Raw genomic sequence first — 23,452 nt, 5'->3', positions numbered from 1 at the left:
ACACCCCCGGCCGAGCGAGGACCCCTATGCCCACCATCACCCTCGTCCAGGGCGACATCACCCGCGAGCACGCCGACGCGATCGTCAACGCCGCCAACTCCTCGCTCCTCGGCGGGGGCGGCGTCGACGGCGCCATCCACCGGCGCGGCGGCCCCGCGATCCTCGCCGAGTGCCGCAGGCTCCGCGCGGGCCACCTCGGCAAGGGCCTGCCCACCGGACGCGCGGTCGCCACCACCGCGGGCGACCTGGACGCGCGCTGGGTGATCCACACCGTCGGCCCCGTGCACAGCGCCGCCGAGGACCGCTCGGACCTCCTCGCCTCCTGCTACCGCGAATCCCTGCGCGTCGCGGACGAGTTGGGCGCCCGCACGGTGGCCTTCCCCGCCATCTCCACCGGCGTCTACCGCTGGCCGCTGGACGACGCGGCCCGCATCGCCGTCGAGACGGTCGGGACCGCCGAGACGTCGGTCACGGAGGTCCGCTTCGTCCTCTTCGACGACCGCGCCTACCAGGCCTTCGCGGCGCGGGTGGGCTGACCGCCGCGCGCACGTCTTCGGTCGCCGGCCGGCCAACGCGCCACCGCGCGCCGTCACTGAGTCCGCGAGCCGTCGCCGCGGCATGCTCTCCCACCTGGCTTGACGCTTTATTGCGACTGATGTGCAATAGCCACGCAACGACAACAAGCGTGGGGGAGACATGACAGCCCGTCGGACCCGTTGGACCCGTCGGACCGATCGGAGCCTTCCGATACGAAGCGCCGCCGCCGCGGTGGTGTTCGCCGCCGGCGCGGCCGCCTGCTCCGCACCCTCGGACGGAGGGAAGGACGACGGCGCCGGGGCCGCCGAGTCCGTCGTGATCGCAGTGGCCTCGGAACCGGACACCCTCAGCCCGCTGCTGGGTTACGGCAAGGACGGCAACTCCAAGATCTTCGACGGGCTGCTCGCCCGCGACACCGACCTGAAACTGAAGCCCGCGCTCGCCACCGCGCTGCCGAAGATCACCGACGGCGGCCGGACGTACACGTACACCCTGCGCGACGGAGTGAAGTTCAGCGACGGCGAACCACTGACCGCCGAGGACGTGGTCTACACGTACCGCACCGTCCTCGACGAGAAGACCAACAACACCGCCCGCAGCGAACTCGACGCGATCGAGGCCGTCCGCGCGAGCGGGGACGACACCGTCGTCTTCACGCTCAAGTACCCGTACGCGCCCTTCGCCGCCCGCACCGTCCTGCCCATCGTCCCCGAGCACGTCGCGGGCGGACAGGACCCCAACACCGGCGACTTCAACACCGAACCGGTCGGCACCGGACCGTACGTGCTCACCGACTGGAGCAAGGGCGAGAAGCTCTCCTTCAAGGCCAACCCGCACTACTGGGGCGGCCGGCCCGCGGTGAAGTCGTTCACCATGGCCATCGTCCCCGACGACAACGTGCGCGCCACCCGGCTGCGCTCCGGCGACCTCGACGGCGCCGTCCTGCCGCCCAACCTCGCCGCCACCTTCGACAAGGACGACGGCCGGCGCACCTACCGGGCCAGGTCCTACGACTTCCGGGCCGTCACCCTGCCCACCTCGGGCAGGGTCACCGGCGACCGCGCGATCCGCCGGGCCCTGGACGCCGCCGTGGACCGGCAGGCCATGGTCGACAAGATCCTCAGCGGCGCGGGCCGGCCGGCGTACGGACCGCTGCCCGTCGACGACCCCTGGTACGAGCGCGGCATCGAGCGCCCGCACGACCTCGAGAAGGCGCGGCGCATCCTGGACGAGGCCGGCTGGAAGCCCGGCTCCGGCGGCGTCCGCGCCAAGGACGGACAGCGCGCCTCGTTCACCCTCTACTACCCCTCCGGCGACAAAGTCCGCCAGGACCACGCGCTCGCCTACGCCTCCGACGCCAAGAAGGCCGGCATCGAGGTGAAGGTCGAGGGCGCCACCTGGGAGGTCATCGAACCGCGGATGAAGACCGACGCGGTCCTCGCGGGCCTCGGCAGCGTCGGCGACCCCGACTTCGGCCTCTACACCCTGCTGCACTCCACCCTCGCCGGCGACGGCTTCAACAACATGGCCCACTACGACAACCCGGCCGTCGACGAGGCGCTCGACACCGGGCGCCGCAGCCGGGATCCGGAGAAGCGGGCGGCCGCCTACGACCGGATCCAGCAGGCCCTCGTCGACGACCCCGGCTACACCTTCCTCACCCACATCGACCACCTCTACGTCCTCGCCGACCGCTGGGACGGGCTGACCACCCAACTGGAGCCGCACGAGCACGGCTTCGCCAGTGGGCCCTGGTGGAACATCGAGGACTGGCAGCCCAAGAAGTGACCGGAACCCTCCGGCGGCTGCCCTGGGGCGCGATGGCACGCCTCGTGGGGCGGCGGGCGCTGTTCGCCGTGCCCGTCATCCTCGTCGTCACCTTCGGCGTGTTCGCGATCGCCGCCGCCTCACCCTTCGACCCCGTCAAGGCGTACGCCGGCACCGCCGCGCTCGGCGCCGACCAGGAGACCCTGGACCGGCTGCGCGAGAACCTCGGTGTGGACCAGTCCTTCGTCGTCCGCTGGTGGCACTGGCTGACCGACGCCCTCACCGGCGACCTCGGCCACTCCAGCGTGCTGCGGCAGCCCGTGACCCAGGTCATCGGCGAACGCCTCGTCTGGTCCGCACTGTTGTGCGCCGTCGCCTTCGCCGTCGCGGTCACCCTCGGCACGCTCCTCGGCGTGCTGGCCGCCCGGCGGCCCGGCTCGGTGCTCGACCGTGCGGTCACCTCCCTCGCGTACACCCTGGAGGCGGCCCCGGTCTTCTGGATCGCGCTGCTCGCCGTGTGGTTGTTCGCCCTCCAGTGGGACGCGCTGCCCGCCGGCGGTCTCACCGACACGGCCAGCGAACAGGTCACCGCGGGGCAGGTCGCGGGCCACCTCGTGCTGCCCGCCGGAGTCCTCGCCGTCTCCCAACTGCCCTGGTTCACCCTCTACGTGCGCCAGGGCGTCGCCGACGCGCTCGCCGAGGACCCGGTGCGCGGCGCGCGGGCCCGCGGTCTGCGGGAGAGCACGGTACTCCTCGGGCACGCCCTGCGCTCCGGACTGCTGCCCGTGCTCACCCTGATCGGCTCTCGCGTGCCCGAACTCATCACCGGCGCCCTGCTGGTGGAGAGCGTCTTCAGCTGGCCGGGCATCGCCGCCGCCACCGTCGAGGCGGCCACCGCCGTCGACTTCCCGCTGCTCGCCGCCCTGACCACGCTCGCCACCGCCGCCGTACTGGCCGGCAACCTGCTGGCCGACCTGCTCTACGGACTCTTCGACCCGAGGGTGAAGCTCAGTGAGATGTGATGTCCATGGCTGACGTCGCCGCCGAGAAGACCGGCACCGGGTGGCGCTCCCGGAGCGGCGACCGCCGCTCCACCCGCACCCTGCGCCTGCGCACCTCCGCCGCGCTGCTGACCGTCACCGTGCTCGCCGTGCTGCTCGTGCCGCCGCTGGTGCAGCTCGACCAGCAGGCCGTCGACCTGGCCGCCAAGCTCCGGGCCCCGAGCCCGGCGCACCCGTTCGGCACCGACGACGTCGGCCGCGACCTGCTGCTGCGCTGCGTCTACGGCCTGCGCGTCTCCCTGCTCGTCGGCGTGGCGGCCGCGCTGACGGCGACGGTCGTGGGCACCGCCGTGGGCGCCACCGCCGGTGCGCTCGGCGGCTGGGTCGACCGGGGCGTCATGCGGGTCGTCGACGCCCTGTCCTCCGTGCCGCACCTGCTGATGGGCATCTTCATCGTCGCGATGTTCCGGCCGGGCGTCTGGCCCGTCGTGGCCTCCGTCGCGCTCACCCACTGGCTGTCCACCGCGCGTATCGTCCGCGCCGAGGTGCTGTCCCTGCGCGCCCGTCCCCACATCGACGCGGCCGTCTCCGGCGGCGCCTCCCGGTGGCGGGTGACGGTACGGCACCTGCTGCCCGGCGTGCTGCCGCAGGCCGCGCTGGCCGCCGTGCTCATGGTGCCGCACGCCATGTGGCACGAGTCGGCGCTGTCCTTCCTCGGCCTCGGCCTGCCCACCCACACCGCGAGCCTCGGCAACCTCGTCCAGGAGGCGCGGGGTTCGCTGCTGGCCGGGCAGTGGTGGCCCACCCTCTTCCCCGGCCTGTTCATCATCGTGCCGACCCTCGCCGTCGCCGGACTCGCGGGCGCCTGGCGGGAGCGGATCAACCCCCGCAGCCGATCGGAGCTGATGCTGTGACCGGGCGAGCCCCCGTGCCGTCGGTGCCCCCCGCACCGTCGGTGCCCCCCGTACCGTCGGTGCCACCCGTGCTGTCGGTGCGCGGTCTGTCGGTGCGCTTCCGCATGCCGGGCGGGCGCCGCGTCGCCGCCGTGACCGACGCGCGCTTCGACGTGGCGGCCGGCCAGTGCCTGGCCCTGATCGGCGAGAGCGGCTGCGGCAAGTCCGTCCTCGCCTCCGCCCTGCTCGGGCTGCTGCCCGGCAACGCGCAGACCGCGGGCCGCGCCCTCCTCGGCGACCTCGACCTGCTCGCCGCCGACGAACGGACCTTCGCCCGCACCGTACGGGGCCGGCTGATCGGCCTCGTCCCGCAGAGCCCGGCCGCCCACCTCACCCCGGTCCGCACCATCCGCTCGCAACTGGCGGAGACGGTCGCCGAACTCACCGGGGTCCGCGGCCGCACCGCGCTGCGCGAGGCCGCCGAGGCCGCCGCCGAACGCGCCGCGTTCCCGGTGGACCACCTCGACCGCCATCCGCACGAACTCTCCGGCGGCCTCGCCCAGCGTGCCGCCACCGCCCTCGCCCTCGTCGGCGACGCCCCGCTGCTGCTCGCCGACGAGCCGACCACCGGGCTCGACCGGGACCTGGTGGACCACACGGTCGACGAACTGAGACGACATGTCGACAAGGGTGGTGGCCGTGCCCTGCTGATGATCACCCACGACCTGGCCGCCGCCGAGCGCATCGCCGACCGCGTCGCCGTCATGTACGCCGGCCGTATCGTCGAACTCGCCGACGCCTCCGCCTTCTTCGGCACCCCCGGCCCACGCCACCCCTACAGCCGCGGCCTGCTCGACGCGCTGCCCGACCGCGCCTTCGCCCCCATCCCCGGCCTGCCGCCCGAACTCGGCGCCCTCCCCGACGGCTGCGCCTTCGCCGCCCGCTGCGACCGGGCGAGCGACGCCTGCGCCACCCTGCCCCTACTGCGCGGCGAGGTCGCCTGCCACCACCCGCACGCCGCACTCACGGAGGCCGCCGACCGTGCTTGAACTGCGCACCGTCACCGCCGGATACGACAGGAAGGCGCCCGTGTTCCGGGACGTGTCCCTGTCCGTGGCACCGGGGGAGGCCGTCGGGCTGCTCGGCCCCAGCGGCTGCGGCAAGTCCACCCTCGCCCGCGTCGCGGCGCTGCTGCACCGCCCCGACGCCGGCGCGCTGCTCCTCGACGGCACCCCGGTACGGCGCTGGCGGCATGGCGCCCCGCGTGCCCTGCGCACCGCCTTCGGCGTCGTCTTCCAGCAGGCCCGCCTCTCCGCGGACCCCCGGCTGACACTCGCCGACCTCGTCGCCGAGCCGCTGCGTGCCACCGGCCGGCGGGCACAGGCCGCCGACCGGGTCGCCGAACTGGCCGCCACCGTGGGGCTGACCACCGACCTGCTCGGCAGGCGCCCGCACGAGGTCAGCGACGGCCAGTTGCAGCGCGCGTGCCTTGCCCGGGCGCTGGTGCTGCGCCCGCGCTGGCTGGTGTGCGACGAGATGACCGCGATGCTGGACGCCTCGACCACGGCCGCCCTGGTCCGGGTGGTGGAGGACTACCGGGCCGGCACGGGAGCGGGGCTGCTGGCCGTCGGCCACGACCGCGTCCTGCTGGACCGCTGGTGCGACCGCACCGTCGAGTGGGCCTCCGTGGCCTCCACGCCGAAGAGCTGACCCCCTGCCCCGGCCCCGGACGGGGTCAGCGGGTGCTCCACTTCTGGTTGTCCTGGCCGTTGCACTCCCAGAGCTGGAGCCTGGCGCCGTTGCCGGTCTTCTCGTCGACCACGTCCACGCACTTGTTGGCCTGCACGTTGACCAGGTCCTTGGGCCCGGCCAGGATGAACTGCTGGGCCGGGTTGCCGCTGCACACCGCCACCTGGACCACCGTGCCGTTGGCCGTACCGCCCCAGGTCGCGTCCATGCACAGGCCGAGCGACCGGATCGTGCCGTCGGGCCGGAAGTCCCACTTCTGCCAGGCCTTGCCGGTGCAGTCCGCGATCTGCAGCGGCGCACCGTCCCGCCACTTGTGTCCCGCCACCTCGATGCAGCGGTTCGAGGCGTGGCCGTAGATGGTCGTGCCGGGGGCGACGGGCTCCGGGGCCGCGGTGTCCGGCTTCTCCTCGCCGCCCCCGCCCGAGGTCTCCTTCTCGGACTTCTCGGGCGCCGGCGCCTTCTCCTCCCCGCCCCCACCCCCGCCGCCGTCGTCCTTCGGCTCCTGCGCGGCCGGTTCCCGCACCTTCGGCTGCTCGGCGGGCGCGGACTCGGCGGTGCTGGGAAGCGTCTGAGGGGTGGCGCTGGGGCTGGGGGCGAGCGCGGCGCCCGCCTGCTGGGCCTGTTCGGTGGCGCTCGTGCGCACCTGTGGCTTGTACGCGATCCAGATCATCACGAAGGCGAGCGCGAGGGCCATGAAGATGCCGAGGAAGGTGGCCAGCCAGCGGGGCAGGAAGCCGCGTTGGACGTAGGTGCCCTCGACGTCGGTGGGATCGACGCCGGAGCGGCGTACCGCGAGCTTGTAGGGCCGTTCCTCCTTCGAGCCGAACCAGATGATCTGCTTGGGCTTCAGCGTGGTTTCCACGAACGCCGCACGGCCCGGCTCGATCTGGACGTTCGAGGGCCGGATCTCGTACGAGAGGTGGTCGCCGGTGTCGCTGCCCGCGACCGAGGCGGTCACCTTCGTGTTGCCGAGGTTGTCCACCGCCAGCCTGGGCCGGCCCCGGAACCGCCCCTTCACCGTCGGCGGCACCAGCTCGGCCCGCACCTCGGTGAACGCCGTGATCGTGAGGTTCCCCTCCGGCACCGTCACCGCGTCCGGATGCTCGGTCGGCGTGATCCGCACCGCGTACGGGTTCGGCCCCGCCACCGCGTCCGGCGTACGCGGCGGAGCGAAGGTCAGCTCCACGGTGCCGGTCGTGCCCGGGTACAGGCGCAGGGTCGGCGGCTCGACGGTCGTCCAGGGGGCCACGTCCCCGACGGGTTCGAACCGGTACTCGTCCACCACGTCACCGGTGTTGCGCACCCGCAGCCGTACGCGCGTACTGCTGCCGGGGTCGACGGTGGCGGACGCGGGCTCCAGGGAAGTCCACAAGTTCACGCAAGGACGTTACGTGGTGATCGATTCCGGGTCAGGGGACCTCGGGGCAGACCTGGGTGCCCCAAGGGTCCACGTCCCGTGACCGGTCGCCCTGGAGGCACGACCGTCCATCAGGAACAAACAAACTCCGACGGGATAATTGATTCGGTTCTGTTCGAGTTCTAGGGTGAGCCTGATCCAGTAGTCACCGCGTCACCGGCAGTTGAGCACCGCCCCACTCTCAACTGCGTTCGAAGCACCGTGTGTTGAGCCGCCCCCGAAGCCCACGGAAGGCCACGGTCATGCCGCACTCTCCCGCGTCCCCCGCCCAGTTCCCGGCCCGTCCGGCCCGCTCGGTCGTCAGCCGCCGCCGTCTCCTGGAGGGCGGGGCCGCCGTCCTCGGCGCGCTCGCCCTCTCCGCGTCGCCCGTCGCCGCGCACGCCGCCGGACGGAGAGCGGCGGCCGACGAACCCCCGGAGTGGAACGACTTCGGCGTCTTCCGGCTCGGCACCCAACCGCCGCACGCCACGCTCACCCCGTACGCGGACGTCGAGCAGGCGCTCGCCGGGGACCGGGCCCGCTCGCCCTACCGGCTGAGCCTGGACGGCACCTGGAAGTTCGCCTACGCCGACCGCCCCGAGGACCGGGACGCCGACTTCCACCGCACCGACGTGGACGACGGCGACTGGGAGACCATCCCGGTCCCCTCCGTGTGGCAGCTGCACGGCCACGACTTCCCCATCTACCTGAACATCACCTACCCGTACTGGGGCCCCAACGGCCTGGGCGAGGAACCGCAGCCGCCCGCCGCGCCGACCCGCTACAACCCGGTCGGCCAGTACCGGCGCACCTTCACCGTCCCCCGCGACTGGGAGGGCCGCCGCACCTTCCTCCATTTCGAGGGCGTCAAGTCCGCGCACTACGTGTGGATCAACGGCGAACTGGTCGGCTACGACGAGGACTCCTACACCCCCTCCGAGTACGACGTCACCGACCACCTCAAGCCCGGCACCAACCAGATCGCCGTCGAGGTCTACCGCTACTCCGACGGCGACTGGATGGAGGACCAGGACATGATCCGGGTGAGCGGCATCTTCCGCTCGGTCCACCTCTACTCCACCCCGGCCGTGCACCTGCGCGACTTCAAGCTGGACACCCCGCTCGACGCCGCCTACACCGACGCCGAACTGGCCGTCACCGCGAGCGTGCGGGCGTACGGCGAGGGCGGCACCGGCCGCTACACCGTCGAGACCCAGCTCTACGACGCGCGCGGCCACGCCGTCTGGTCCCGGCCGTTGCAGCAGCCCGTCGACCTGGGCGGGGCCCGCGCCGGCGAGGACGTCACCGTCCGGGCCGCCAAGGCCGTGCCGAAGCCCCGGCTCTGGTCCGCCGAACACCCCGACCTCTACACGGCCGTCCTGCGCCTGCGCGACCCCTCGGGCAAGGTGACGGAGACCCTGTCGCACCGGGTGGGCTTCCGCGAGTTCGCGCTCAAGGACGGGCTGATGCGGATCAACGGCGAGCCGGTGTCCATCCGCGGCACCAACCGCCACGAGATGCACCCCTCCCGCGGCACCGCGCTCACCCGCGAGGACATGGTCGAGGACATCAAGATCATCAAGCGGATGAACATGAACAGCGTCCGCACCTCGCACTACCCCAATAACCCGTACTGGCTGGAACTCGCCGACGAATACGGCCTGTACCTCGTCGACGAGACCAACCTGGAGACCCACGGCATCCGCGGCGAGTACCCCGGCGACCACCCGGACTGGACCGCCGCGTGCGTCGCCCGCGCCCAGAACATGGTGCACCGCGACAAGAACCACGCCTCGGTCGTCATCTGGTCGCTGGGCAACGAGGCGGGCGGCGGCTCCACCTTCACCGCCATGCACGACTGGATCCGCTCCTACGACGACACCCGCGTCATCCAGTACGAGGGCGACGACCGCCCCGGCGTCAGCGACATCCGCTCGGAAATGTACGACAGCCCGCAGCGCGTCGAGCAGCGCGCGAAGGACACCTCCGACACCCGGCCGTACGTCATGATCGAGTACGCCCACTCGATGGGGAACTCGACCGGCAACTTCAAGAAGTACTGGGACATCGTCCGCCGGTACGACGTCCTCCAGGGCGGCTGGATCTGGGACTTCGTGGACCAGTCCCTCTACACGCCCGTTCCCGCCCGCACCCTGCTCACCGAGGCCGGACCCGCCGGGCTGCGCGGCGAGATCCTCGCCACCCGCGGCGCACTCGACCGCGACAAGGGCCTGTCCGGCATCACCGTCTTCGAACGCGACGACAGCCTAGACCTCACCGGCTCCCTGACCCTGGAGGCCTGGGTCACCCCGCACGTGACGGGCTACCACCAGCCGATCATCGCCAAGGGCGACACCCAGTACGCGCTGAAGCAGAACGGCCGGACCCTGGAGTTCTTCATCCACTCCGCGGGCCAGTGGATCACCGCGAACTGGACCGTGCCGGACGACTGGACCGGTCGCGAGCACCACCTCGCGGGCGTCTTCGACGCCGACGCCGGGACCCTGACCCTCTACGTCGACGGCACGGTACGGGCCACCCGCACCACCGACCGGCGCCCCAGCAGCAACACCGCGCCCCTCGCGCTCGCCTCCGACGCCGACAACCAGGTACGGGAGTTCAGCGGCACCATCCGCCGCGCCCGCGTCTACGCCCGCGCCCTGGAGGCGGGCGAGCTGGCCTCCGAGAGCCGCGGCCCCGGTGACGACGGTGTGCGGTTCTGGTTCGACGCCGCCACCGTGAAGAGCGATCAAAAGCGGCCCGAGGACAAGACGTTCCTCGCCTACGGCGGCGACTGGGGCGACAACCCGAACGACGGCGCCTTCGTCGCCGACGGCATCGTCACCGCCGACCGCCGCCACACCGGCAAGGCCGCCGAGGTCAAGCGCGTCTACCAAGCCGTCAACGCGGCCAACACCCCGGGCGGCGGCCCCGGCGCGGTCACCCTCGTCAACGAGTATCTCTTCACCCACCTCCGCGAGTTCGACGGCCGCTGGGAACTCGTCGCCGACGGCGAGGTCGTACGGCGCGGAAGGCTGACCCGCGACCAACTGGACGTGGCACCGCGGTCGGAGAAGGACATCACCGTCCCCGTACGCCTGCCCCACGACCCGGACCCGGGCACCGAGTACTTCCTGCACCTCTCCTTCACCACCAAGGAGTCCACCCCCTGGGCGAAGGCGGGCTTCGAGGTGGCCCGGCAGCAGCTCCCCGTCGAGACCGACGCCCCCGCCCCCACCCCGGCACGCCTGGAAAGCGTCCCGGCCCTGCGCCACCAGGACCGCGACAAGGACGTGAGGATCACCGGCAAGGACTTCTCGGTCACCGTCGACAAGGCCACCGGCACCCTCACCTCCTACGAGGCGAAGGGCCGCGCCCTGATCACCTCCGGACCCGTGCCCAACTTCTGGCGCGCACCCACCGACAACGACAAGGGCAACGGCCAGCACACCCGCAACCAGACCTGGCGCGACGCCGGCGCCCGCCGCGAGGTCACCGACGTCGCCGTGCGCGCGCTCGGCGACCGGGCCGTCGAGATCAAGGTCACCGGCACCCTGCCCACCTCGGTGGAGTCCGCCTACAGCACCACCTACACGGTGTTCGGCAACGGCGAGATCAAGGTCGACAACACCCTGCACCCGGGGGCGGCGAACCTGCCGTACATCCCCGAGGTCGGCACCGTGCTCTTCCTGCCGCGCCGCCTGGACCGCGTGCACTGGTACGGCCGCGGCCCCGAGGAGAACCACTGGGACCGCAACGACGGCACGGACGTCGGCCTCTACTCCGGGACCGTCGCCGAGCAGTGGACCCCGTACATCCGCCCGCAGGAGAACGGCAACAAGACCGACGTCCGCTGGATCGCCCTCACCGACCGGCACGGCGTGGGCCTGCTGGCCTCCGGCGAACCCCTGCTGGAGGCCAACGCCTCCTACTTCACGCCGGAGGACCTGTCGGCCGGCGTGCGGCACGACTACCAGCTCACCCCGAGGGACGAGGTCGTCCTGCGCCTGAACCACCGGCAGATGGGTGTCGGCGGCGACAACAGCTGGGGCGCGCACACCCACGACGAGTTCAAGCTCTTCGCCGACCGGGACTACGCGTACACCTACCGCCTGCGCCCGCTCACCGACGTCCGCGACGCGACGCGCGCCTCGCGGCGGCCGACGGCGACGGAGTAGCGGAAGGCGGCGGACAGGGGAGCGGCGCCGTCAGCCGGCGGCGTCGCTGATCCCCAGCCGCAGGTGCTCCACGTGGAACACGGCCTGGTCGAGCAGCTCGGCGACGTGGTGGTCGTGCAGCGCGTACACCACCGAACGGCCCCGGCGCTCGCCGACCACCAGGCCCAGATTGCGCAGCAGTCGCAGCTGGTGCGAGCAGGCCGACTGCTCCATGCCGACCTCCGCCGCCAACTCGGTGGCGGGCAGCGGCCCTTCGCGCAGCCGGGCGAGGATCAGCAGCCGGGACGGGGTGGACAGGGCCTGGAGGGTCGTGGCCACCTTCGCGACGTTGTCCGCGTCCAGGCGCACCCGCTCGGCGGCGTTCTGCGTGGTGGTGGCGGCTCCGTGACCCATGCGGTCATCCTACGCACCCGCGCGCGATCCTCCAGAGACACATGAACAGACGCATGAACAGACACATGAAACAGGCGCATGAACGGATGAACGAATGAATGGGTCTTCATGTGTTCCTGTATGGTGTGCCGCGTGTCCACCACTCTCGCCCCCGCTCCCGAGGCCGCGCCCTCCGCCCCCGCGCCGCCCCGCCGCCGCACCCGCGTCCTCGCCCTGCCCGAGGCTCGCTGGGCGCTCGCGTCCCTCGTCGCCTTCCTCCTGGCGCTGCCCCTCGACCTCGGCGGCGCACCCGCCTGGACGTACGGCCCGCTGTACGCCGTCGCCTACGCCGCCGGCGGCTGGGAGCCCGCGCTCGAAGGGCTGCGGGCGCTGCGCGAGAAGACCCTCGACGTCGACCTGCTGATGATCGTCGCGGCGCTCGGCGCGGCCGCCATCGGCCAGGTCCTCGACGGCGCCCTGCTCATCGTCATCTTCGCCACCTCCGGCGCCTTGGAGGCCCTGGCCACCGCCCGTACCGCCGACTCCGTGCGCGGCCTGCTCGACCTCGCGCCCACCACCGCGACCCGTGTGCGCGACGGCAACGAGGAGACCGTCCCGACCGCCGACCTCGCCGTCGGCGACCTGGTCCTGGTCCGGCCGGGGGAGCGGATCGGCGCGGACGGCACTGTCGTCGAGGGCGCCGGAGAGGTCGACCAGGCCACCATCACCGGCGAGTCCCTGCCCGTCCTCAAACGCTCCGGCGACGACGTCTTCGCCGGCACCCTCAACGGCACCGGCGCCCTGCGCGTCCGCGTCGGACGCGACCCGGCCGACTCGGTCATCGCCCGGATCGTCACCCTGGTCGAGGAGGCGTCCCGCACCAAGGCGCCGACCCAGCTGTTCATCGAGAAGATCGAGCAGCGCTACTCGGTCGGCGTGGTCGTCGCCACCCTCGCCGTCTTCGGCATCCCCCTCGCCTTCGGCGCCGACCTCACCGACGCCCTGCTGCGTGCCATGACCTTCATGATCGTCGCCTCGCCGTGCGCCGTCGTCCTCGCCACGATGCCGCCGCTGCTCTCCGCCATCGCCAACGCCGGCCGACACGGCGTGCTGGTCAAGTCGGCGGTCGCCATGGAACGCCTCGGCGAGATCGACACCGCCGCCCTCGACAAGACCGGCACCCTCACCGAGGGCACCCCCGAGGTGACCGCCGTACACCCGCTGGCCGGCTCCGGCGTGGACGAGGACGCCCTCCTCGCCCTCGCCGCCGCGGCCGAGCACCCCAGCGAGCACCCGCTGGCCCGCGCGATCGTGGCCGCAGCCCGCGCCCGGGGACTGCGGATCGCGCCCGTGGAGGACTTCACGGCGGCTCCCGGCCGCGGCGTGACGGCCGTGGTCGACGGCCGCACGGTGCACGTCGGCCGCGCGGACAGCCCCGAGGGCGCCGAGACCACCGTCCGCGTCACCCGCGACGGCACCCTTCTGGGCACCCTCGCCCTCACCGACCGCCTCCGCACCGACGCGGCCCCGGCCACCGCCGCACTCACCGCCCTCACCGGTACCGCCCCCACCCTGCTGACCGGCGACCACGCGGCCGCCGCCGCCCGCGTGGCCGAGGCGACCGGCATCACCGACGTCCGCGCCGGACTGCTGCCCGAGGACAAGGTCGAGGCCGTACGGGAGCGGGAGCGGGCCGGTCGCAAGGTGCTCTTCGTCGGCGACGGCGTCAACGACGCCCCCGCGCTGGCCGCCGCGCACGCCGGCGTCGCCATGGGCGGGGCCGGCTCCGACCTGGCCCTGGAGACCGCCGACGCGGTCGTCGTGCGCGACGAGCTGACCGCCGTCCCCGCCGTCGTACGGCTCTCCCGGCGCGCACGCCGGCTGGTCGTCCAGAACCTGGCCGTCGCCGGGGTCTTCATCACCGTCCTCGTCCTGTGGGACCTGATCGGCCACCTCCCGCTGCCACTCGGCGTCGCGGGCCACGAGGGCTCCACCGTGCTGGTCGGCCTGAACGGCCTGCGGCTGCTGCGCGAGTCGACGTGGCGCTCGGAGTGATCCGCGGAAGCGCAGCACCGCGGATGTCGATGTCGGATTCCCGCCAGTCCGCACCCGTCCCAGGGGCCATCCTGGAGGCATGCAGACGGGAATGCACACCGACACCGAGCGCTGCGTGCGCGCCGTGCGGTCGAAGGACGCGCGCTTCGACGGCTGGTTCTTCACGGCCGTCCTGACGACCCGCATCTACTGCCGGCCCAGCTGCCCGGTGGTGCCGCCCAAGCCCGCCAACATGACCTTCTACCCGAGCGCGGCGGCCTGCCAGCAGGCCGGGTTCCGGGCGTGCAAACGCTGCCGCCCGGACACCAGCCCCGGCTCGCCCGAGTGGAACCTGCGCGCCGACCTCACGGCCCGCGCCATGCGCCTGATCGCCGACGGAGTCGTGGACCGCGAGGGCGTGCCCGGCCTCGCCGCCCGCCTCGGCTACAGCACCCGGCAGATCGAGCGCCAGCTCCTCGCCGAACTGGGCGCCGGGCCCCTCGCCCTCGCCCGCGCGCAGCGCGCCCAGACCGCCCGGCTGCTGATCGAGACCACCCCGCTGCCCATGGCGGACATCGCGTTCGCGGCCGGCTTCGCCTCCATCCGCTCCTTCAACGACACGGTCCGCGAGGTCTACGCCCTCTCCCCGAGCGAACTGCGCACCCGCGCCCCCAGGAACCGCCTCGCCCGCACCACTCCCGGCACCCTGTCCCTCCGCCTCCCCTTCCGCGCCCCGCTCAACCCCGACAACCTCTTCGGCCACCTCGCCGCCACCGCCGTACCCGGCGTGGAGGAGTGGCTCCCCCACAGCCTTAAGGGCGTGGGAGGTACCCCCATCGGCGCGTACCGGCGCACCCTGCGCCTCCCGTACGGTCACGGCATCGTGTCCCTCACCCCGCACCCCGACCACATCGCCTGCCGCCTCACCCTCGGCGACCCGCGCGACCTGACCGTCGCCATCAGCCGCTGCCGGCGCCTGCTCGACCTGGACGCCGACCCGGTGGCCGTCGACGACCAGCTGCGCGCCGACCCGCTGCTCGCACCGCTCGTCGACAAGGCGCCCGGCCGGCGGGTGCCCCGCACGGTGGACGAGGCGGAGTTCGCCGTACGGGCCGTGCTCGGCCAGCAGGTCTCCACCGCCGCCGCCCGCACCCACGCCGCCCGCCTGGTCACCGCCCACGGCGATCCGGTGGACGACCCCGAGGGCGGCCTGACCCACCTCTTCCCGTCCACCGAGGCCCTGGCGGCCGTGGATCCGGAGACCCTGGCGATGCCGCGCACCCGCCGCACCACCTTCACCACCCTGGTCGCCCACCTGGCCGACGGCTCGCTCAACCTGGGCGTCGAGTCCGACTGGGCCGAGACCCGCGCCCGGCTCCTGGCCCTCCCCGGTTTCGGTCCCTGGACCGCCGACGTCATCGCCATGCGCGCCCTCGGCGACCCCGACGCCTTCCTCCCCACCGACCTCGGCATCCGCCGCGCCGCCGGGGAACTGGGCCTGCCCTCCACCCCGGCCGCGCTCACCGCCCGCGCGGCGGCCTGGCGGCCCTGGCGGGCGTACGCCGTCCAGTACCTGTGGGCCACCGACGACCACCCGATCAACTTCCTGCCCGTATGAACCCGTTGGATCCGGTTCGAGGAGCCCGCGTGAACCCCGTGAAACAGCACACCGTGATCGACAGCCCCTACGGCGCGCTCACCCTCGTCGCCGAGGACGGCACCCTGTGCGGCCTCTACATGACCGACCAGCGCCACCGCCCGCCGGAGGAGAGCTTCGGCGCCCGCGACCCACGCCCCTTCGCCGAGACCGAGGAACAACTGGAGGCCTACTTCACCGGTGAGCTGAAGGACTTCACCCTCGACCTGCGCCTGAACGGCACCCCGTTCCAGCGCACGGTCTGGGACCAGCTCCGCAAGATCCCGTACGGCGAGACCCGCACCTACGGCGACCTCGCCGCCGCTCTCGGCAACCCGGCCGCCTCCCGCGCCGTGGGCCTGGCCAACGGCCGCAACCCGATCGGCATCGTCGTCCCCTGCCACCGTGTCATCGGCGCGAGCGGCGGCCTCACCGGCTACGGCGGCGGCCTGGAGCGCAAGCGGCGCCTGCTGGACTTCGAACGGGGCGAGACGGGACCGGAGGCGTTGTTCTAGCCGTTCCGGCCGGGCGAAAACGCGTTGCCCGAGCGTCGCGGCGCCCGCTACGCTCGCCGCACTTCGAAGACCACGCTCTCCAGAACGATGCCGCAGACGGGGAGCAGGCCCGCGCACAGCAGCCCGGAGCCACGGAGGGGCGGCGCCCTGATCCGTCATGCCCTCCGGAGGACTGCTCCCATGCATCCCACGCACCGCCCGCACATCGGCCTCGGCCTTCCCGTCGACGACCCCGCCCTGCTGCCGACCTGGGCCCGGCGCGCCGACGCGCTCCCCTTCAGCACGCTCGGCCTGCTCGACCGGCTCGTCTTCGACAACCCCGAACCCCTGATCACCCTCGCGACCCTCGCGGGCGCCACCTCCCGCATCCGCCTGCAGACCGAGGTGCTGATCGCCCCCGTCCACAACACCGCGCTGCTCGCCAAGCAGACCGCGACCCTCGACCGGCTGTCCGGCGGCCGTTTCACGCTCGGCGTCGGGGTCGGCGGTCGCGCCGACGACTGCCTCGCCGCCGGCATCGACCTCCGCCGCCGGGGCCGCCGCCTCGACGAGCAGATGACCCTCCTGCGCCGGACCTGGGCGGGCGAGCCCTACGCCCGGGACGTCGGCCCCATCGGGCCCCGCCCCGCGACGCCCGGCGGGCCCCGGGTGCTGTTCGGCGGCTTCGCCCCGGCCGCGCTGGAACGGGTCGGCCGCTTCGGCGACGGCTTCCTCGGCGCGGCGCTGCCCGCCGCCCACATGTCCGGCCTGTTCCGCCAGGTCGAGGCGGTCTGGCGGAAGTACGACCGCCCGGGCCGGCCGCACCTGGTCGCCCAGGCGAGCGTCGCCCTCGGCCCCGACGCCACGGTCGAGCGGGCCCGGCGGAACCTCCGCGACTACTACGCCTTCACCGGGCGCGCCGAGTACATGACCAAGGGCCTGCTCACCACGGCACGGGACATCCGCGCGGCCGTCGACGCCTTCCGCGGCATCGGCGCCGACGAGGTCGTGCTGTACTGCTGGGCTTCGGACATCGACCAGGTCGACCGCCTCGCGGACGCCCTGTTCTGACCGGACGCCCTGTTCCGACCGGACGCCTTGTTCCGACCGGACGGCCCGCCCGACCGGCGCCCGCTCAGCCCAGGCCGCGCAGCAGCCCGGGCAGGGCGGTGCCGATCGGCTCCCGGACGACCTCGTCGGCCAGCGCGTCGTACGGCGTCGGCTCGGCGTTGACGACGATCAGCCGGGCCCCGTGCTCGACGGCCACGCCGGCCAGTGCGGCGGCGGGTTCCACCCGGAGGCTGGTGCCGACGGCGACGAAGACCTGGCACGCCTTGCTGATCGCGGCCGCCTCGCCCAGCACCACCGGGTCGAGGCGCTCGCCGAACATCACCGTCGCCGACTTCAGGATGCCGCCGCACTCCAGGCACGGCGGGTCGTCCTCACCGGCGTCGATCCGCGCGAAGGCGTCCGCCATCGGCCCCCGGACCCGGCAGCCCGTGCACACATAGGCGCGCGCGGTGCCGTGCAGTTCGAGGACCTTGCGGGCGGAGACCCCGGCGAGCTGGTGCAGGCCGTCCACGTTCTGGGTGATCACGCGGACCGGCACCCCGCGCCGCTCCAGCTCGGCCACCGCGCGGTGCGCCGCGTTCGGCTCGGCGTGCAGCGCCGCGGTGTCGCGCCGCATCCGCCAGGAGCGCCGCCTGATCTCCGGATCGCCCATGTAGTACTCGTAGGTGACGAGCTTCTCCGCCTCCGGGTCGCGCCGCCCCAGCCCGTTCGGGCCGCGGTAGTCGGGGATGCCGGAGTCGGTCGAGACGCCTGCACCGCTGAGGATGGCGACGAGGGGCTTGCCGGTCATGCGGTCGAGGGTAGGGCGCGGGCGGGCGGCCGGCGAACGGTTATCGGTCGACGCGGACGCCGTTGACCAGCTCGGCCGTGCCGGAGCCGTCCGCCAGCACGTCCAGTGCCGTCAGCACTCGGCCGTGCAGCGTGTCGAGCAGGTGGTCGCCCAGGTCCTCGCGCGCCACCAGCCGCCAGGACAGCAACTCCTCCTCCTGCAGCCGGATCGCCTTGAAGTCCTCCTCGGACAGCACCCCGCCGTCGTACACGTACGCCACGATCGGCGGCCTGCCCGGACCGTGCACCCAGTCCACCGCGAGCAGGCGTCCGATCCGCACGTCGAGGCCGATCTCCTCGAGGGTCTCCCGCCACGCGCCCTGCCGCGGCGTCTCCCCGTCCTCGGACTCGATCGTCCCGCCCGGCAGCCCCCACCCCTCGCGGTAGCCGGGCTCGACGAGCAGCACCCGCCCTGTGGCGTCCCTGAAGACCGTGGCGGCACCGGCCAGGACGCGGGGCAGACCGGCGATGTAGGTGGCGTAGTCAGGAGTGGTCATTCCGGAAGAGTAACGAGCCCGCACCCGGCCCCGGGGGGAGCCGCGGGGCGGGCGCACGGCCGGTTCCACGGTGTGGGCAGGGCATGACGGCACGGGTGTCCTCCGGTTAGGGTCGCAGCGGCGCGACTGCCTTGACGTGCGCAAGGCTCGGAGAGCAAGGGGAGATCAAGGTGGCTGACGCTGCTGTGGACGGGGCCCGCCGGGTCCTCGTCGCCGCGGACAAGTTCAAGGGCTCGCTGACGGCCGTCGAGGTCGCCGAGCGCGTCACGGCCGGACTGCGCCGCGTCGTGCCGGACGTCCGGGTCGAGGCGCTGCCCGTCGCCGACGGCGGTGACGGCACGGTGGCCGCCGCGGTCGCGGCCGGGTTCGAGCGCCGGGAGGTGCGGGTCGCCGGGCCCCTCGGCGACGAGGTGACGGCGGCGTACGCGCTGCGCGAGGGCACCGCGGTGGTGGAGATGGCCGAGGCCAGCGGCCTCCAGCGGCTCCCCGAAGGCGTCCTCGCGCCGCTGACGTCGTCCACCCACGGCTCCGGCGAGGTGCTGCGGGCCGCGCTGGACGCGGGGGCGCGGACCATCGTGTTCGGGGTCGGCGGCAGCGCCACCACGGACGGCGGCGCCGGAATGCTGGCCGCACTGGGCGCGCGGTTCCTGGACGCCGACGGGGAGCCCGTCGCGCCGGGCGGGGGCGGGCTCGCCGCTCTGGCCTCGGCCGACCTGACCGGTCTCGACCCGAGGCTGGCGGACGTGGAGCTGGTGCTCGCCAGCGACGTGGACAATCCCCTGACGGGCCCGAAGGGCGCCCCGGCGGTCTACGGCCCCCAGAAGGGCGCCTCGCCGGACGACGTGACGGCCCTGGACGCCGCGCTCGCGCACTTCGCGAAGGTGCTGGAGCAGACGGAGGGCGTGGGCGCGCGTGTCGCCGAGTACGCCGCGTCGCCGGGCGCGGGCGCGGCGGGCGGCATCGGGTTCGGCGCGATGCTGCTGGGGGCGCGGTTCCGGCCGGGCATCGAGGTGATGCTGGACGTGCTGGGCTTCGCGCCGGCGCTGGAGCGGGCGGACCTCGTGATCACCGGCGAGGGCTCGCTGGACGAGCAGACCCTGCACGGGAAGGCACCGGCGGGGGTCGCGGCGGCGGCGCGGGCCGCGGGCAAGGAGGTCGTCGCGGTGTGCGGGCGCCTCGCGCTGCCGGCGGAGACGCTGGGGCGGGCGGGGATCCGGCGGGCGTATCCGCTGACGGATGTGGAGCCGGACGTCGCGAAGTGCATCGCGGATGCCGGGCCGATCCTGGAGCGGGTGGCCGAGTCCATCGCGCGGGACTTCATCGGGTAGGGGAGTCTCGCCCCCGCCGCCCCTTCCCGTCCCCGACCCCGGGGGCTGCCGCCCCCGGACCCCCGCTGTCGGCCCTGAACGGGCCTCGTCCTCAAACGCCGGACGGGCTGGTTGGGCCGACCACGGCCACTTATGTCCCCACCGAGTCGGGCGGCGGGTGGGCATAGGCCCGGGGGTCTGGGGGCGGAGCCCCCAGGGACGCCGACACCGACGCCGGGCACGCGCAAACGGAAGGGCCCCGAACCCAGCCCGGGGTTCGGGGCCCTTCCCAGCGGAGCGTTACGGCAACTGCGCGGCCCGCGCCTCCCGCCGATTGTCACGGAAATTGTTCACCCTGCGAGCCGTGGCGAACAGGGGGATCACCGCCCCCATCACCAACTGCAACGCACACCCCGTCTGCAGCAGCAGCTGCCCGCTCGGCGCGTCGAAGGCCCAGCCGGCCAGCAGCCCCATCGACAGGACGATCCACGACAGCATCGCTACCGCGAGGCGCCCCCGCGGCTTCGGGTACTCGACCCGGCTCACCATCAGCCAGGCCGTGCCGAGAATCGCCAGCAGCGTCGCCACGAACGGCAGCTCGAGCAGCACGATCGACACGACCGTCAGCGCCCCGAACGGCGACGGCATGCCCTGGAACGTGCCGTCCTTGACGGTGACGCAGGAGAACCGCGCGAGCCGCAGCACCACCGCCAGCAGCACCACGATCGCCCCCACCGCCGCCACCCGCTGGTAGGCGTCGTCCGCGACCATGCCGTAGACGAGGACGAAGTACGCCGGCGCGAGGCCGAAGCTGATGAGGTCGGAGAGGTTGTCCAGCTCCGCGCCCATCGGCGAGGACCGCAGCTTGCGGGCGACCAGACCGTCGAACAGGTCGAAGATCGCCGCGCACAGCATCAGGATCACCGCGGTGGCCGCGCTGTGCCGGGCCATGCCCGACTCGTCGCTGCCCATGAGGTGCGGGATCAGGATGCCGGTGGTGGTGAAGTACACCGCCATGAAGCCGCACGTGGCGTTGCCGAGCGTGAGCGTGTCCGCTATCGACAGGCGGAGCGAGAGCGGCATCTCCTCCTCGTCGTCCACCTCGTCGGCCTCCGGCACCCATCCGGCCTGGGTCTGTGGATCAATCACGGTCAATTCGAGTCACCCCAGCCACCGTCTTCTGACCCACCTCGACATCCACCTCGACGCCCTCCGGCAGGTACAGGTCGACGCGGGAGCCGAAGCGGATCAGGCCGACCCGCTCGCCCTGCTCGACCTTGGTGCCCTGCGGCAGGTACGGGACGATGCGGCGGGCCACCGCGCCGGCGATCTGGATCATCTCGATGTCGCCGAGCTCGGTGTCGAAGTGCCACACCACGCGCTCGTTGTTCTCGCTCTCCTTGTTGAAAGCGGGAACGAAGCCGCCCGGCACGTGCTCGACCGAGGTCACCGTGCCCGCCAGCGGGGCTCGGTTGACGTGGACGTTGAGCGGGCTCATGAAGATCGCGACGCGGGTGCGGCCGTCCTTCCACGGCATGATGCTCTGCACCACACCGTCGGCGGGCGAGACGACCCGACCCTGCGTGATCTCGCGCTCGGGGTCGCGGAAGAACCACAGCATCCCCGCCGCGAGCGCGGTGGCGGGGACGGCGACGGCCTTGGCGGCGCCGGAACGACGGGCCCGCAGGAGGCTGACGGCTGCGGTGGCGACGGTCGGCAGGAGCCACGGCGAGGCTCCGCGCGCGAGGCGTACGCCGGCGAGGCTGTCGCGAGGTGCAGAGGTTTGGCTGTGGGGCATGGATGACCTTCGTAGCGGATGATGCCGCGCTCTGACGGGGGACGGCGGCTTTCCGGCGATCGTAGCGGCTTCCTGCCGCAACTGGGTAAGCCAGGAAGCCGAGTCGGCGGCCGAACAGTGCCTACGGGGTGTGACCTTCTTCTCCAAGAAAACACCCCGTATCCGGACATCTAACCCTGGAATCGATACTCTTCGAGCAGTCGGCGGCCGATGATCATTTTCTGGATCTCGGCGGTGCCTTCACCGATGAGCAGCATCGGCGCCTCGCGGTAGAGGCGCTCGATCTCGTACTCCTTGGAGAAGCCGTACCCGCCGTGGATCCGGAAGGCGTCCTCCACGACCTCCTTGCAGTACTCGGAGGCGAGGTACTTGGCCATCCCCGCTTCCAGGTCGTTTCGTTCGCCCGAGTCCTTTTTGCGTGCAGCGTTGACCATCATCGCATGGGCCGCCTCCACCTTGGTAGCCATCTCCGCGAGCTTGAACTGGACGGCCTGGTGCTGGGCGATCTGCTTGCCGAAAGTGTGACGCTGCTGGGCGTACCGGACACCGAGCTCGAAGGCACGCTGAGCGACGCCGCAGCCACGCGCCGCCACATTCACGCGTCCCACCTCGACGCCGTCCATCATTTGGTAAAAACCTCGGCCGGTGACGCCGCCGAGGACCCGATTGGCCGGAATGCGCAGGCCGTCCATGATGAGCTCGGTGGTGTCGACGCCCTTGTAGCCCATCTTGTCGATCTTGCCGGGGATGGTGAGACCCGGGCGGACCTCGCCGAAGCCGGGCTCCTTCTCCACCAGGAAGGTCGTCATGGACTTGTGGGGAGCCGTCCCCTCGGGGTGACCCTCGTCACTCCTTACCAGGACGGCCACCAGCGAGGACGTACCGCCGTTGGTCAGCCACATCTTCTGGCCGTTCAGGACGTACTCCTCGCCGTCCTTCACCGCCTTCGAGGAGATCGCCGACACGTCGGAGCCCAGCGCCGGCTCGGACATCGAGAAGGCACCCCGGATGTCCCCGGCGGCCATCCGGGGCAGGAAGTGGTCCTTCTGCTCCTGCGTGCCGTGCTGCTTGAGCATGTACGCCACGATGAAGTGCGTGTTGATGATGCCGGACACCGACATCCAGCCGCGGGCGATCTCCTCCACGCACAGGGCGTAGGTCAGGAGCGACTCGCCCAGGCCCCCGTACTCCTCGGGGATCATCAGGCCGAACAGGCCGAGTTCCTTCAGCCCGTCGACGATGTCCTGCGGGTACTCGTCCCGGTGCTCCAGCTCGGTGGCGACCGGGAGGATCTCCTTGTCCACGAAGTCCCGGACGGTGGAGAGGATCTCCTGCTGGACGTCCGTGAGGCCGTGGGTCTGGGCGAGGCGGCTCATCTCTACTTCCCCTGTTCCTTCAGCTCGGGCCGGCCGGGCTGTTCGCCGCCGCGCTCCTTGGTGTACGTCTCGGTCGGCACCATCACCTTGCGGCGGAAGACGCAGACCAGGGTGCCGTCCTGCTTGTAGCCCTTGGTCTCGACGTGGACGATGCCGCGGTCGCTCTTCGACTTCGACGGCCACTTGTCGAGCACCGTCGTCTGGCCGTAGATCGTGTCGCCGTGGAAGGTCGGCGCCACGTGCTTGAGCGACTCGATCTCCAGGTTGGCGATCGCCTTGCCGGAGATGTCCGGCACGGACATGCCGAGCAGGAGCGAGTAGATGTAGTTGCCGACCACCACGTTCTTGCCGAAGTCCGTCGTCTTCTCGGCGTAGTTGGTGTCCATGTGGAGCGGATGGTGGTTCATGGTGAGCAGACAGAACAGGTGGTCGTCGTACTCCGTGACCGTCTTCCCCGGCCAGTGCTTGTACGTCGCCCCGACCTCGAACTCCTCGTAGGTGCGTCCGAACTGCATGGC

20 protein-coding genes are annotated in these 23,452 nt (G+C 72.5%); 12 read left to right on the top strand and 8 right to left on the bottom strand.

What is annotated here, in order from left to right; all coding sequences use genetic code 11:
- The first annotated feature begins 26 nt into the window (after positions 1–26).
- From D1J63_RS06100 to D1J63_RS06075, 6 genes are all read left to right on the top strand, one after another.
- On the top strand, positions 27–536 hold the full coding sequence (locus tag D1J63_RS06100; RefSeq protein WP_125628058.1) for an O-acetyl-ADP-ribose deacetylase: 510 nt from the start codon (positions 27–29) through the stop codon (positions 534–536).
- 160 nt (positions 537–696) lie between these two features.
- Positions 697–2,325: an ABC transporter substrate-binding protein gene (locus D1J63_RS06095; protein ID WP_125628057.1), complete on the top strand. Its 1,629-nt coding sequence runs from the start codon at positions 697–699 to the stop codon at positions 2,323–2,325.
- Between the two features lie 32 nt (positions 2,326–2,357).
- A complete protein-coding gene (locus D1J63_RS06090) occupies positions 2,358–3,326 on the top strand; it encodes an ABC transporter permease (protein WP_125635250.1) in 969 nt (322 codons plus the stop codon).
- A 5-nt stretch (positions 3,327–3,331) separates the two neighbouring features.
- Positions 3,332–4,219 (top strand): ABC transporter permease, encoded by an 888-nt coding sequence (locus tag D1J63_RS06085; RefSeq protein ID WP_125628056.1) that lies wholly within the window; start codon positions 3,332–3,334, stop codon positions 4,217–4,219.
- 104 nt (positions 4,220–4,323) lie between these two features.
- Positions 4,324–5,247: an ABC transporter ATP-binding protein gene (locus D1J63_RS06080; protein WP_125635248.1), complete on the top strand. Its 924-nt coding sequence runs from the start codon at positions 4,324–4,326 to the stop codon at positions 5,245–5,247.
- Positions 5,240–5,908: an ATP-binding cassette domain-containing protein gene (locus tag D1J63_RS06075; RefSeq protein ID WP_125628055.1), complete on the top strand. Its 669-nt coding sequence runs from the start codon at positions 5,240–5,242 to the stop codon at positions 5,906–5,908. Before D1J63_RS06080 ends, D1J63_RS06075 begins: the two co-directional genes overlap by 8 nt.
- Before the next feature lie 25 nt (positions 5,909–5,933).
- Here the strand turns inward: D1J63_RS06075 and D1J63_RS06070 are convergent, their stop codons facing one another.
- Positions 5,934–7,325, bottom strand: coding sequence for an RICIN domain-containing protein (locus D1J63_RS06070; RefSeq protein ID WP_125628054.1), 1,392 nt, complete (start codon positions 7,323–7,325; stop codon positions 5,934–5,936).
- A 281-nt stretch (positions 7,326–7,606) separates the two neighbouring features.
- Between D1J63_RS06070 and D1J63_RS06065 the strand changes: the two genes are divergently transcribed.
- A complete protein-coding gene (locus tag D1J63_RS06065) occupies positions 7,607–11,521 on the top strand; it encodes a glycoside hydrolase family 2 TIM barrel-domain containing protein (protein WP_125628053.1) in 3,915 nt (1,304 codons plus the stop codon).
- A gap of 30 nt (positions 11,522–11,551) precedes the next feature.
- Here D1J63_RS06065 and D1J63_RS06060 read toward each other — a convergent pair whose 3' ends face one another.
- Complete coding sequence (locus D1J63_RS06060) at positions 11,552–11,914, bottom strand: metalloregulator ArsR/SmtB family transcription factor (RefSeq protein ID WP_125628052.1); 363 nt, start codon at positions 11,912–11,914, stop codon at positions 11,552–11,554.
- Between the two features lie 120 nt (positions 11,915–12,034).
- Here D1J63_RS06060 and D1J63_RS06055 point away from each other — a divergent pair, with 120 nt between their 5' ends.
- From D1J63_RS06055 to D1J63_RS06040, 4 genes are all read left to right on the top strand, one after another.
- Positions 12,035–13,948 carry a heavy metal translocating P-type ATPase gene (locus tag D1J63_RS06055; protein WP_176156145.1) on the top strand — a complete coding sequence of 638 codons (1,914 nt, stop codon included), beginning with the start codon at positions 12,035–12,037 and terminating at the stop codon, positions 13,946–13,948.
- A gap of 79 nt (positions 13,949–14,027) precedes the next feature.
- The gene (locus D1J63_RS06050) at positions 14,028–15,545 is read left to right on the top strand and encodes an AlkA N-terminal domain-containing protein (RefSeq protein WP_276323113.1); all 1,518 of its coding nucleotides are present in this window, start codon (positions 14,028–14,030) and stop codon (positions 15,543–15,545) included.
- Between the two features lie 38 nt (positions 15,546–15,583).
- Complete coding sequence (locus D1J63_RS06045) at positions 15,584–16,078, top strand: methylated-DNA--[protein]-cysteine S-methyltransferase (protein ID WP_125635244.1); 495 nt, start codon at positions 15,584–15,586, stop codon at positions 16,076–16,078.
- 180 nt (positions 16,079–16,258) lie between these two features.
- Positions 16,259–17,128 carry an LLM class flavin-dependent oxidoreductase gene (locus D1J63_RS06040; RefSeq protein ID WP_125628050.1) on the top strand — a complete coding sequence of 290 codons (870 nt, stop codon included), beginning with the start codon at positions 16,259–16,261 and terminating at the stop codon, positions 17,126–17,128.
- 64 nt (positions 17,129–17,192) lie between these two features.
- Here the strand turns inward: D1J63_RS06040 and D1J63_RS06035 are convergent, their stop codons facing one another.
- Both D1J63_RS06035 and D1J63_RS06030 read right to left on the bottom strand, forming a co-directional pair.
- Entirely contained in the window at positions 17,193–17,918 is a 726-nt protein-coding gene (locus D1J63_RS06035; RefSeq protein WP_125628049.1) for a Sir2 family NAD-dependent protein deacetylase, read from the bottom strand.
- Between the two features lie 40 nt (positions 17,919–17,958).
- A complete protein-coding gene (locus D1J63_RS06030) occupies positions 17,959–18,453 on the bottom strand; it encodes an NUDIX hydrolase (protein WP_125628048.1) in 495 nt (164 codons plus the stop codon).
- Between the two features lie 185 nt (positions 18,454–18,638).
- Here D1J63_RS06030 and D1J63_RS06025 point away from each other — a divergent pair, with 185 nt between their 5' ends.
- Entirely contained in the window at positions 18,639–19,781 is a 1,143-nt protein-coding gene (locus tag D1J63_RS06025; RefSeq protein ID WP_125635242.1) for a glycerate kinase, read from the top strand.
- 279 nt (positions 19,782–20,060) lie between these two features.
- Here the strand turns inward: D1J63_RS06025 and pssA are convergent, their stop codons facing one another.
- The 4 genes from pssA to D1J63_RS06005 all read right to left on the bottom strand — a co-directional run bounded on the left by pssA (position 20,061) and on the right by D1J63_RS06005 (position 23,449).
- Entirely contained in the window at positions 20,061–20,879 is an 819-nt protein-coding gene (gene pssA, locus D1J63_RS06020; RefSeq protein WP_030178550.1) for a CDP-diacylglycerol--serine O-phosphatidyltransferase, read from the bottom strand.
- A 22-nt stretch (positions 20,880–20,901) separates the two neighbouring features.
- On the bottom strand, positions 20,902–21,558 hold the full coding sequence (locus D1J63_RS06015; RefSeq protein WP_102928557.1) for a phosphatidylserine decarboxylase: 657 nt from the start codon (positions 21,556–21,558) through the stop codon (positions 20,902–20,904).
- 170 nt (positions 21,559–21,728) lie between these two features.
- Positions 21,729–22,934: an acyl-CoA dehydrogenase family protein gene (locus D1J63_RS06010; RefSeq protein ID WP_061441474.1), complete on the bottom strand. Its 1,206-nt coding sequence runs from the start codon at positions 22,932–22,934 to the stop codon at positions 21,729–21,731.
- 2 nt (positions 22,935–22,936) lie between these two features.
- Positions 22,937–23,449 carry a MaoC family dehydratase gene (locus tag D1J63_RS06005; RefSeq protein ID WP_125628047.1) on the bottom strand — a complete coding sequence of 171 codons (513 nt, stop codon included), beginning with the start codon at positions 23,447–23,449 and terminating at the stop codon, positions 22,937–22,939.
- Positions 23,450–23,452 lie beyond the last annotated feature (3 nt).

This window comes from Streptomyces sp. KPB2 (assembly GCF_003950055.1).
In the GTDB taxonomy this organism is placed as follows: Bacteria; Actinomycetota; Actinomycetes; order Streptomycetales; family Streptomycetaceae; genus Streptomyces; species Streptomyces salinarius.
The sequence above is the reverse complement of the archived record's forward strand: the minus strand, read 5'-3'. Positions and strand labels throughout refer to the sequence as shown.